Below are 12,972 nucleotides of genomic sequence, written 5' to 3' on the forward strand. Positions count from 1 at the left end.
CTTGAAATTCAGGTCGTGGTATTATTGTAAAATGTCAGTATTAAGATGCCCTACTTGGCTTTAGCTAACTAAAAATGTCAATCTTTTTTTACGCCGAACGGGCTTATTATGCCTACGTTTGGCGTATAATATGTACATTTTGGGCAAACTGGGGATAAGTATGATTTTGGAAGACATCCGCCGATCAAAGTTGCTCTTTTTTCGAACGACATTCGAGTAAGGGCTTTTCTTTATTTGTGGATGCATTGCTTTGCTCTGTATGTGTACCATTATAAGGTTACAAACAGAGGTTCGCAACGAAATTTTTAAAGTGAGTAGACATTGAGGGGTGAGTTTAAGTTGGCAGGACATCTTGTTCAATATGGTCGACGCACTCGGCGCAGTTATGCACGAATTAACGAGATACTCGAAGTTCCGAACCTGATTGAGATCCAACAAAAATCTTACGATTGGTTTTTGGAGGAAGGGTTGCGCGAAATGTTCCAGGATATCTCGCCGATCCAGGATTTTACAGGTAATTTGATTTTGGAATTTATCGATTACAGTCTCGGTGAACCGAAGTATACAGTAGACGACGCGAAAGAGCGTGACGTTACTTATGCAGCACCGCTTCGGGTCAAAGTCCGGCTCATTAATAAGGAAACCGGAGAAGTCAAAGAGCAGGAAGTATTCATGGGAGATTTCCCGCTGATGACCGAAACCGGCACATTTATTATTAATGGTGCGGAACGGGTTATTGTCAGCCAGTTGGTTCGCTCTCCTAGCGTTTACTTCAGTACCAAAGTAGATAAGAACGCCAAAAAAACGTATACCGCTACAGTTATTCCTAACCGCGGCGCTTGGCTCGAACTGGAGATGGACGCGAAGGATGTTGTATACGTCCGGATCGACCGTACACGTAAAATTCCAGTTACGGTTCTCCTGCGTGCTCTTGGTTTTGGCACAGACGCTGAGATTCTGGATCTGCTCGGTAATGACGAATATATTCGCAACACGCTGGACAAAGACAATACGGATTCCACGGAGAAAGCGCTGATTGAAATTTATGAGCGTCTTCGTCCGGGCGAGCCACCAACGCTGGATAACGCGAAAAGCTTGCTCGTAGCTCGTTTCTTTGATCCAAAACGCTATGACCTGGCTAACGTAGGTCGTTACAAAATCAACAAAAAGCTTCACATCAAAAACCGTTTGTTCAATCAACGTTTGGCTGAGTCTCTCGTTGATACTGAAACTGGCGAAATTATCGCCGAAGCAGGTCAAATGGTTGACCGTCGTTTGCTCGATGAAATCATGCCTCATCTGGAGAAGAGTGTTGGCTTCCGTACGTATCACGTGGCTAACGGAGTTCTGGATGCGAATGATATTCCGATGCAAACGATCGATGTGTTCTCACCGATTGAAGATGGTAAAGTTGTTAAGCTGATTGCCAATGCTAACATTGATAAATCAGTTAAAAACGTAACACCAGCTGATATCATTTCTTCAATCAGTTATTTCATTAACCTTCTGCACGGCATCGGAAGCACAGATGATATCGATCACCTGGGTAACCGTCGTCTGCGTTCGGTTGGTGAACTCTTGCAAAACCAGTTCCGTATCGGTTTGTCCCGTATGGAACGTGTTGTTCGTGAGAGAATGTCCATTCAGGATGCTAACGTGATCACGCCACAGGCATTGATTAACATACGTCCTGTAATTGCATCCATTAAAGAGTTCTTTGGTAGCTCCCAATTGTCACAGTTTATGGATCAAACGAACCCTCTGGGTGAGTTGACGCATAAACGTCGTCTGTCGGCACTCGGACCGGGCGGTTTGACACGTGAGCGTGCAGGCATGGAAGTCCGTGACGTCCATCCATCCCACTATGGTCGGATGTGTCCAATCGAGACTCCAGAGGGACCAAACATTGGTTTGATCAACTCCTTGTCTACATTTGCCCGTGTGAACGAATATGGTTTCATTGAAGCTCCATATCGCTGGGTAGATCCGAAGACTGGTGTCGTAACCGAGCAAATCGATTATCTGACAGCAGACGAAGAGGACAACTACGTTGTCGCTCAAGCGAACGCGAAACTGAATGAAGATGGAACATTTGCAGAAGAAGCGATCATTGTACGTTACAACAAACAATCGGATAACATCCTTACGATGCCGAGCGAGCGCGTTGACTACATGGACGTATCTCCTAAACAAGTTGTATCCGTCGCTACGGCGCTCATTCCGTTCCTTGAAAACGATGACTCCAACCGCGCACTGATGGGATCAAACATGCAGCGGCAGGCGGTTCCTCTCTTGATTCCTAAAGCTCCGCTTGTAGGAACAGGTATGGAACACAAAGCTGCAAAAGATTCCGGTGTATGTATTGTCTCCAAATATGACGGGATTATTGAGCGTTCTTCTGCGAATGAAATCTGGCTCCGTCGTGTGGAAGAGGTAGATGGCCAAGAAGTTAAAGGCGATATCGTTAAATATAAATTACACAAATTTATGCGTTCGAACCAAGGAACATGCATTAACCAACGTCCGATTGTCAAACGTGGTGCTGTTGTCAAAGCTGGCGACATCCTCGCTGATGGTCCTTCGACGGAAATGGGCGAATTGGCTTTGGGACGCAACGTCGTTGTTGCCTTCATGACTTGGGAAGGTTACAACTACGAGGATGCGATTCTGCTTAGTGAAAAACTCGTGAAGGAAGATGTCTACACATCCATCCACATCGAGGAGTATGAGTCAGAAGCGCGTGATACCAAGCTCGGACCTGAGGAGATCACACGTGACATCCCTAACGTAGGGGAAGAAGCGCTGCGTAACCTTGATGAGCGTGGTATTATCCGGATTGGTGCCGAAATCGCTGCTGGCGATATCCTGGTTGGTAAAGTAACGCCTAAAGGTGTAACTGAACTGACTGCTGAGGAACGTCTCCTGCATGCAATCTTCGGTGAGAAAGCACGCGAAGTTCGTGATACATCCTTGCGTGTGCCTCACGGTACTGACGGTATCGTCGTAGACGTGAAAGTATTTACCCGTGAAAACGGTGATGAACTGCCTCCAGGTGTTAACCAGCTCGTTCGTGTCTATATCGCTCAAAAACGGAAAATCTCCGAGGGTGATAAAATGGCCGGACGTCACGGTAACAAAGGGGTCGTGGCTCGTATCCTGCCGGAAGAAGATATGCCTTTCCTGCCGGACGGAACACCGGTTCAAATCGTTCTTAACCCGCTGGGCGTACCTTCCCGGATGAACATCGGTCAAGTGCTCGAAGTTCACTTGGGTATGGCTGCTATGCAGCTCGGTATCCACGTAGCTACCCCTGTATTCGACGGAGCGAAAGAGTATGACGTCTTCGATACGATGGAAGAAGCAGGCATGCAGCGTAATGGTAAAACCGTTCTGTACGATGGCCGTACGGGTGAAGAGTTTGAACGTGAAGTAACTGTCGGCGTCATGCACATGATCAAGCTGGCGCACATGGTTGATGATAAAATCCATGCGCGTTCCACAGGTCCTTACTCACTCGTTACGCAACAGCCGCTGGGTGGTAAAGCCCAATTCGGTGGACAACGTTTCGGGGAGATGGAAGTTTGGGCGCTTGAAGCATATGGCGCTGCCTACACACTGCAAGAAATCTTGACTGTTAAATCCGATGATGTTGTTGGTCGGGTGAAAACGTATGAGTCCATTGTCAAAGGTGAGAATGTTCCGGAGCCGGGTGTTCCTGAATCATTCAAAGTATTGATCAAAGAGCTGCAAAGCTTGGGTATGGACGTTAAGATTTTGAGTGAAGATGAACAAGAGATTGAAATGAAAGAAATGGACGATGAAGATGACGCTGCGAGCGACAAGCTCAGCCTCAACCTTGAGGGTTCAGAGGTCGGAGTGGAGTAACCGCTTCGGGCGCATGATGACCGGCGTTTTTCATCAGGCTCGCGTCTTGCTCCGGCTTCGGCCGGAGAAGGCGTAACCTAGAATACAGGAATTGGTTAAGGAGGGTTGCTCCTTGTTGGACGTCAACAATTTCGAATACATGAAGATCGGGCTTGCTTCCCCAGAAAAAATTCGTTCTTGGTCCCGCGGAGAAGTGAAAAAACCGGAAACGATCAACTATCGTACGTTGAAACCGGAAAAAGAAGGGCTGTTCTGCGAAAAGATTTTTGGCCCTACGAAAGACTGGGAATGTCACTGTGGTAAATACAAACGCGTTCGTTATAAAGGCGTTGTCTGTGACCGCTGTGGTGTTGAAGTAACACGTGCCAAAGTACGCCGTGAACGGATGGGCCATATTGAGCTCGCTGCTCCGGTATCGCACATCTGGTACTTCAAAGGTATTCCGAGCCGCATGGGTCTCGCTTTGGATATGTCTCCAAGATCACTTGAGGAGATTATCTATTTTGCATCTTATGTAGTAACTGATCCAGGAGAAACTCCACTTGAGAAAAAACAGCTGTTGTCCGAGAAAGAATACCGCAGCTACCGTGAAAAATACGGATATGGATTCCAAGCAGGCATGGGTGCAGAAGCGGTTAAAAAACTGCTTCAAGACCTTGATGTGGACAAAGAGCTCGAATTCCTGAAGGAAGAGCTCCGCACTGCACAAGGACAACGTCGTAACCGTGCAATTAAACGTTTGGAAGTTATTGAAGCTTTCCGCAACTCGGGTAACAAACCTGAGTGGATGATCATGGATGTACTTCCTGTTATCCCGCCGGAACTTCGTCCAATGGTACAATTGGATGGTGGACGTTTTGCAACATCTGACCTGAATGATCTGTACCGCCGTGTAATTAACCGGAACAACCGTCTGAAACGTTTGCTTGATCTGGGCGCACCAGACATTATCGTGCAAAACGAAAAACGGATGCTGCAGGAAGCTGTTGACGCATTGATCGACAACGGCCGTCGCGGACGCCCGGTAACGGGTCCTGGTAACCGTCCATTGAAATCTCTCAGCCATATGCTGAAAGGTAAACAAGGACGTTTCCGTCAAAACTTGCTCGGTAAACGTGTTGACTATTCTGGTCGTTCCGTTATCGTTGTCGGACCTTACCTGAAAATGTATCAGTGTGGTCTGCCAAAAGATATGGCACTTGAACTGTTCAAGCCTTTCGTTATGAAAGAACTTGTAAATAAAGGGCTTGCCCACAATATCAAGAGCGCTAAACGTAAAGTTGAGCGTGTAAGTCCTGAAGTTTGGGATGTTCTTGAGGAAGTAATCAAGGAGCACCCGGTTCTACTCAACCGTGCCCCTACGCTTCACCGTCTCGGTATTCAAGCATTTGAACCAATTCTCGTTGAAGGTAAAGCCATTCGTCTTCACCCGCTCGTATGTACGGCATACAATGCCGACTTTGACGGTGACCAAATGGCCGTGCACGTTCCGTTGTCTGCTGAGGCACAAGCGGAAGCACGTATCCTGATGCTTGCATCTGGTAACATTTTGAACCCGAAAGACGGTAAACCAGTTGTTACCCCTTCCCAGGATATGGTCCTAGGTTCATACTACCTGACTATGGACAACAAGGAAGAAAAAGGAACTGGCATGATCCTGCGTACAGTGAACGAAGCTGTATCTGCGTATCAACGCGGTACTGCCGGTTTGCATGCACGCGTAGCGATTCCAGTTAAAGCTCTGGGTAAAACTAGCTTTACTGAAAAACAACAAGATGCAATGTTGCTGACAACTGTTGGTAAAATCATCTTTAATGAAATCTTCCCAGCAAGTTTCCCTTACATCAATGATGCAACTCGTGCAAACCTCTATCAAGGTACTGCAGAGCATTTCTTTGTTTATGAGAAGGGGACTGACCTGAGAGAAGCAATCATGAATGCACCTCAAGCAGGTGGTGTTGGTAAGGAATATCTGGGTACAATCATCGCTCGTTGTTTTGAAATTTACCATACAACGGAAACAGCCGTTATTCTGGATAAAATCAAACAGCTTGGTTTCACTTACTCGACTCGTGCCGGTATTACGGTTGCGGTTTCGGATGTTGTGGTACCAGATGAGAAAACAGAGATCCTCAGACAATCCGAAGAAAAAGCACAAATCGTTACAAACCAGTACCGTCGTGGTCTGATTACGAACGAAGAGCGCTATGACCGCATCATTGATATCTGGTCTAAATCGAAAGATGATATCACCGAGATTCTGATGAAGTCGATGGATCGTTACAACTCTATCATGATGATGGTTGACTCCAAAGCACGGGGTAACAAATCGCAAATTACCCAATTGGGTGGTATGCGTGGTCTGATGGCCAACCCGTCCGGTCGTATCATCGAACTCCCAATCAAATCGAACTTCCGTGAAGGTCTGACGGTACTCGAGTACTTCATCTCGACACACGGTGCGCGTAAAGGTCTGGCCGATACAGCGTTGCGTACAGCCGACTCAGGTTACCTGACTCGTCGTCTCGTAGACGTGGCACAAGATGTTATCGTGCGTGAAGATGATTGTGGTACAGATAAAGGGTTCACGGTTAGCCGTATCCAGGATGGTAAAGAGGTTATTGAAGATCTCTACGACCGTATCGAAGGAAGATACTGCTTCGAAACTGTTCGTCATCCGGAAACAAAAGAAATTATTGCGCACCGCAATGAATTGATTGACTCTGACAAAGCAGAGGCAATCATCAAAGCAGGTGTAACCAAATTGCAAATCCGCTCCGTACTCAGTTGCCGTGCTCGTCATGGTGTCTGCAAAAAATGTTACGGTCGCAACCTGGCGACTGGTAAACACGTGGAGATCGGTGAAGCAGTTGGTATTATCGCTGCGCAATCCATTGGTGAGCCAGGAACACAGCTGACAATGCGTACGTTCCACACCGGTGGTGTAGCCGGAGACGATATCACGCAAGGTTTGCCGCGTATCCAGGAGTTGTTTGAGGCTCGTAATCCTAAGGGTCAAGCAACGATCAGTGAGATTGACGGTATTGTCAAAGAGATTCGTGAAGCGAAAGATCGTCGCGAAATCGAAATTCAAGGTGAAGCGGAATCCAAAGTTTACTCCGTTACCTACGGCTCCCGTGTTCGCGTAAGCGAAGGCATGGAGATCGAAGCAGGCGACGAGCTGACAGATGGTTCCATCGATCCAAAAGAAATGCTGCGCATCAAAGGCGTACGTGGTGTACAGAACTACATTCTGCAGGAAGTACAACGCGTATACCGTAACCAGGGCGTAGAAATTAATGATAAACACGTTGAAGTTATGATCCGTCAAATGCTGCGTAAAATCCGCATCGTCGATGCAGGAGATACAACGCTGCTGCCAGGATCGTTCGTAGATACGCATGAGTACGAAAGAGCTAACAAAACAGCGATTCTTAGTGATAAAGAGCCAGCGGTTGCCAAACCAATCTTGCTCGGTATCACAAAAGCATCTCTCGAAACAGACTCCTTCCTCTCTGCGGCATCGTTCCAAGAGACTACACGTGTACTGACAGATGCAGCGATCAAAGGTAAAGTCGATCAGTTGCTCGGTCTGAAGGAAAATGTAATCATCGGTAAACTGATCCCTGCAGGTACAGGTATGAACCGTTACCGCAGCATCAAGTTTGCTGAGCCGGAAGATGGCCAATCTTCAGTTGAAGAACTTGAACCAGTTTCCGTTGATTAAATAGATTCCCCCTGTGTAGGGTGAAGATAAAGTTTTGTATGTCAGGGGATGGACGTATGTTTAATACAGACGGACATTTCCTGATGTGCGAAAACTTTGAATAAATCTTTCACGATTAGCATTGACATTGCTTGCGCTAGATGCTAATATATCAAAGGTGCGTGAGCAGCTGATTGTATATGTCCTATTCGGAGGAATGAACAATGTCTAATGAAAAAGGCCTGCAAGATGCTCATGTCAAAATAGGAACAAAACAGACCATGCGGATGGTCCAGTCAGGAATGGCTGCTGAGGTCTATGTGGCCGAAGATAGTGATCCGCAGCTCACTTCCAAAATCATTGCCTTGTGTGAACAACACAATGTGAAGTACACGAAAGTGGACACAATGAAAAATCTCGGCAAGGCTTGCGGGATTGGAGTGGGAGCAGCAATGGCTGCTGTCGCAAAATGATACGGTAAGGAACGTTTTTGTCCGAGAACTTTTTAGGGATTCTCCAAGGCAAAAACTTTTCATTTGTCTTTTTATGAACCGCCTGGGTCTGTGGACTTAGCGATAAGAGGTTTATAAAGAAACATGAACAATTGAGGAAGGGGGTGGCAATCACATGCCAACTATTAACCAACTGGTACGCAAAGGACGTCAAGCTAAAGTTGAAAAGTCCAAATCACCAGCATTGCAAAAAGGGTTCAACGCTTTGAAACGTGAATCTACTAACATCAGTGCCCCACAAAAACGTGGTGTCTGCACTCGTGTAGGTACAATGACTCCACGTAAACCGAACTCTGCACTTCGTAAATATGCCCGTGTTCGTTTGACGAACCGTCTCGAGGTAACTGCTTATATCCCGGGTATCGGACATAACTTGCAAGAGCACAGTGTTGTATTGATTCGCGGAGGTAAAGTTAAGGACCTTGCAGGGGTTCGTTACCACATCGTTCGTGGAGCACTCGATACAGCAGGCGTGAACAACCGTATGCAAGCTCGTTCTAAATACGGTGCTAAACGTCCTAAAGCTAAAAAAGCCTAACACATTATAAGAAGCAATCCTGAATATCTTCTGGTCTAATGTCCAGAGGACAAGGGTTAGCTTAACAAGAAAGAAAGGGGGATATCCATGCCACGCAAAGGTCCAGTTACGAAAAGAGACGTGTTGCCAGATCCGGTATACAACAGCAAGTTGGTTACTCGTTTGATCAACCGCATCATGCTCGACGGAAAACGCGGTGTTGCTCAAAGCATTCTGTATAATGCGTTCAAGTTGATCCAAGAACGCACGGGTAATGACCCGATGGAAGTATTTGAGACAGCAATCAAGAATATCATGCCAGTCCTGGAAGTTAAAGCTCGCCGTGTCGGCGGTGCCAACTACCAAGTACCAATCGAGGTAAAACCAGAGAGACGTACTGCTTTGGGTTTACGTTGGCTCGTGAACTACTCCCGCAACCGCGGTGAGAAAACAATGGAAGAGCGTTTGGCAGCTGAGATCATCGACGCTTCCAACAACACAGGCGCTTCCGTTAAGAAACGTGAAGATACGCACAAAATGGCTGAAGCGAACAAAGCGTTTGCTCACTACCGTTGGTAGGATTCAGTTCACAATAAAAACTTCAATTTTGAAGGGAGACCCATTTCATGGCAAGAGAGTTCTCCTTGAAAAATACACGTAATATCGGGATCATGGCTCATATTGATGCGGGTAAAACCACGACAACTGAGCGGATCTTGTTCTACACAGGCCGTACGCACAAAATCGGTGAAGTTCACGAAGGCGCTGCGACAATGGACTGGATGGAACAGGAACAGGAGCGCGGAATTACGATTACTTCCGCTGCGACTACCGCTGCTTGGAAAGGCCACCGCGTTAATATCATTGATACCCCGGGACACGTTGACTTCACTGTTGAAGTTGAACGTTCCCTTCGTGTATTGGACGGAGCAGTTGGTGTATTCAGTGCGAAAGAAGGCGTTGAGCCTCAGTCTGAAACTGTATGGAGACAGGCTGACAAGTACGGCGTACCTCGTATCGCTTACGTAAATAAAATGGATATCATCGGTGCTGACTTCTTGAATGTTGTTTCCGACATGCGTGATCGCCTTCAAGCGAACGCAGTTGCGATTCAACTGCCAATCGGCGCTGAAAATGATTTTAAAGGTATCATTGATATCGTTGCACAAAGAGCTCATATGTACAAAGATGACCTTGGTCAAGATATCGAAGAAACCGAAATTCCTGCGGAATTTGCAGATCAAGTTGAAGAACTCCGCAACGAATTGATTGAGCGGGTTGCAGAACTCGACGAAGAATTGACTATGAAATACCTGGAAGGCGAAGAGATCACTGTTGAAGAGATCAAATCCGCTCTCCGTAAAGGTGTAGTAGAAGTTAAGATCTTCCCAGTAATCTGTGGATCCTCTTATCGTAACAAAGGTGTTCAACTTATGTTGGACGCTGTTATCGACTACTTGCCAGCTCCAATTGACGTTCCAGCGATCAAGGGTCTCCTTGAAGATGGAACCGAAGCGGTTCGCAAGTCTTCCGATGAAGAGCCATTCTCTGCATTGGCATTCAAAATCATGACTGACCCTTACGTTGGTAAATTGACATTCTTCCGCGTATACTCCGGTGTTCTTCAATCCGGTTCTTATGTATTGAATGCCACTAAAAACAAACGTGAGCGTATCGGTCGTATCCTTCAAATGCACGCGAACAGCCGTCAAGAGATCACTGAAGTTTACTCCGGTGACATTGCAGCTGCCGTAGGTTTGAAAGATACTGGTACAGGTGATACACTATGTGATGAGAAAAACCCGGTTATCTTGGAATCCATGAACTTCCCTGATCCGGTTATCGAAATCGCCGTTGAACCTAAAACCAAAGCTGACCAAGATAAAATGGGTGTTGCTCTCGGCAAGTTGACAGAAGAGGATCCAACTCTTCGCGCTCACACTGACGAAGAAACAGGCCAAACAATCTTGGCAGGTATGGGTGAGCTTCACCTTGATATCATCATCGACCGTATGCGTCGTGAGTTCAAGGTTGAAACTACTGTGGGTAAACCACAAGTAGCTTACCGTGAAACTTTCCGTGCTCCAGCGCGCGTTGAAGGTAAATTCGTACGTCAATCCGGTGGTCGTGGTCAATACGGTCACGTATGGGTTGAATTCGAACCTCTCGAGCCGGGTACAGGCAGCCAGTTTGAAAGTAAGGTTGTCGGTGGTTCCGTTCCTAGAGAATACATTCAACCAGCACTGTCAGGGATTGAAGAGCAAATGAAAAACGGCGTTATTGCAGGCTTCCCGCTTGTTGACGTTAAGGCTACGATTGTAGACGGATCTTACCATGATGTCGATTCCAACGAGATGGCATTTAAAATTGCCGGATCTATGGCGCTGAAAGCAGCGAAAGACAAATGTAGTCCAGTTCTGCTTGAGCCAATCATGAAAGTAGAAGTAACCGTTCCGGAAGAGTACATGGGTGACGTTATGGGTATGCTTAACTCCCGTCGTGGCCGCATCGAAGGTATGGATTCCCGTAGTGGAGCTCAAATCATTCGTGCTAAAGTACCTTTGTCCGAAATGTTCGGATACTCTACAACTCTTCGTTCCGGTACTCAAGGACGCGGCGTATTCTCCATGGAGCTTTCTCACTACGAAGAAGTTCCTAAGAGCATCGCTGAAGAGATCGTTGCCAAAACAAAAGGCACCGAGTAGTTTTCTCACACTGGACGCTAGTGCATAGGGGTTTAATCTTCTAGATGCTAGGGTCCAGTGAAAACATAAAATTTAACATTTTAAGGAGGCCACGTTCAAATGGCAAAGGCTAAATACGAACGTAATAAACCACACGTTAACATTGGTACTATCGGTCACGTCGACCATGGTAAAACAACTCTGACTGCTGCAATCACTACTGTATTGTCCAAAACTTACGGTGGCGCAGCAATCGCTTTCGATCAAATCGATAAAGCTCCAGAAGAGCGCGAACGCGGTATCACAATCTCCACAGCTCACGTTGAGTACGAAACTGACGCTCGTCACTACGCTCACGTTGACTGCCCAGGTCACGCCGACTATGTTAAAAACATGATCACTGGCGCGGCACAAATGGACGGAGCTATCTTGGTAGTATCCGCAGCTGACGGCCCAATGCCACAAACTCGTGAGCACATCTTGCTCTCCCGTCAAGTAGGCGTACCTTACATCGTTGTATTCTTGAACAAATGCGACATGGTTGAAGACGAAGAGTTGTTGGAACTGGTTGAAATGGAAGTTCGCGACTTGCTCAACGAATATGAGTTCCCAGGTGACGATACTCCAATCACTCGTGGTTCCGCTCGTGAAGCTCTGCAAAACCCTGATGGTGAGTGGGCTCAAAAAATCGTTGAGATGTTCAAAGAAATCGATACTTACATCCCAACTCCAGAGCGCGACACTGACAAACCTTTCTTGATGCCAGTTGAGGACGTATTCTCCATCACTGGTCGTGGTACAGTAGCTACAGGTCGTGTAGAGCGTGGTACTGTTAAAGTCGGTGAAGAGATCGAAATCGTGGGTATCCACGAAGAAACTAAAAAATCCGTAGTTACGGGCGTTGAAATGTTCCGTAAATTGCTGGATTCCGCTCAAGCGGGTGACAACATCGGCGCATTGCTGCGTGGTGTTGACCGTGAAAGCATCGAGCGTGGACAAGTACTGGCTAAACCAGGTTCTGTTAAACCACACACAGAATTTACAGCTCAAGTATACGTTCTGACTAAAGAAGAGGGTGGACGTCACAAACCTTTCTTCACAGGATACCGTCCACAATTCTATTTCCGTACAACTGACGTAACAGGTATCATCAACCTGCCAGAAGGTACTGAAATGGTAATGCCAGGCGACAACATCACAGTAACTGTACAACTGATCAATCCAATTGCGATTGAAGAAGGTACACGCTTCGCGATCCGCGAAGGTGGACGTACAGTTGGTGCCGGTGCGGTAGCATCCATCCAAAAATAATTCAGCTTTTCGCTGAGTAAGCATATGCAACAGTGTACTGGAACGAGTAACATTGTACTGTAACGAAGCTTCGGAAGAGTTCTTTATCCGACATCGGATAAAGAACTCTTTTATTATGTATAAGTGATTCGGGACCTGCGTCATAATGGTGAGGAACATTCAGATGTATAAAAAGGATCGGTTAAGGCAGCTTGCATAACGGTGAAATAACACATTAAACAACGTCATTTCTATATGAAAAGATTAGTTTAAATGTTTTTCTTAAATATGCTTGCAATACGCCCATTTTTTCTATATAATAATGAATGTTGTTCTGAGACGTTGCGATGATGTGAGAGGTTACTGGCACACCCGGCC

7 protein-coding genes are annotated in these 12,972 nt (G+C 46.5%); all 7 read left to right on the forward strand.

Annotated features, from left to right (window positions below):
• Positions 1–339 precede the first annotated feature (339 nt).
• The 7 genes from rpoB to tuf all read left to right on the forward strand — a co-directional run bounded on the left by rpoB (position 340) and on the right by tuf (position 12,615).
• Positions 340–3,885 carry a DNA-directed RNA polymerase subunit beta gene (gene rpoB / locus MH144_RS28980; RefSeq protein ID WP_239305646.1) on the forward strand — a complete coding sequence of 1,182 codons (3,546 nt, stop codon included), beginning with the start codon at positions 340–342 and terminating at the stop codon, positions 3,883–3,885.
• A gap of 112 nt (positions 3,886–3,997) precedes the next feature.
• Positions 3,998–7,612 (forward strand): DNA-directed RNA polymerase subunit beta', encoded by a 3,615-nt coding sequence (gene rpoC / locus MH144_RS28985; protein ID WP_095293423.1) that lies wholly within the window; start codon positions 3,998–4,000, stop codon positions 7,610–7,612.
• Positions 7,613–7,815: 203 nt separating this feature from the next.
• Positions 7,816–8,064 (forward strand): ribosomal L7Ae/L30e/S12e/Gadd45 family protein, encoded by a 249-nt coding sequence (locus MH144_RS28990; protein ID WP_076292165.1) that lies wholly within the window; start codon positions 7,816–7,818, stop codon positions 8,062–8,064.
• Positions 8,065–8,218: 154 nt separating this feature from the next.
• Positions 8,219–8,641, forward strand: coding sequence for a 30S ribosomal protein S12 (rpsL, locus tag MH144_RS28995; RefSeq protein WP_017692070.1), 423 nt, complete (start codon positions 8,219–8,221; stop codon positions 8,639–8,641).
• Between the two features lie 87 nt (positions 8,642–8,728).
• A complete protein-coding gene (rpsG, locus tag MH144_RS29000) occupies positions 8,729–9,199 on the forward strand; it encodes a 30S ribosomal protein S7 (RefSeq protein WP_056697679.1) in 471 nt (156 codons plus the stop codon).
• Positions 9,200–9,246: 47 nt separating this feature from the next.
• The gene (fusA, locus tag MH144_RS29005) at positions 9,247–11,325 is read left to right on the forward strand and encodes an elongation factor G (protein WP_095362282.1); all 2,079 of its coding nucleotides are present in this window, start codon (positions 9,247–9,249) and stop codon (positions 11,323–11,325) included.
• Between the two features lie 99 nt (positions 11,326–11,424).
• A complete protein-coding gene (tuf, locus tag MH144_RS29010) occupies positions 11,425–12,615 on the forward strand; it encodes an elongation factor Tu (protein WP_095362281.1) in 1,191 nt (396 codons plus the stop codon).
• Positions 12,616–12,972: the final 357 nt, after the last annotated feature.

Origin of the sequence: Paenibacillus sp. ACRRY, from assembly GCF_022346995.1 — a bacterium.
Lineage (GTDB): Bacteria > Bacillota > Bacilli > Paenibacillales > Paenibacillaceae > Paenibacillus.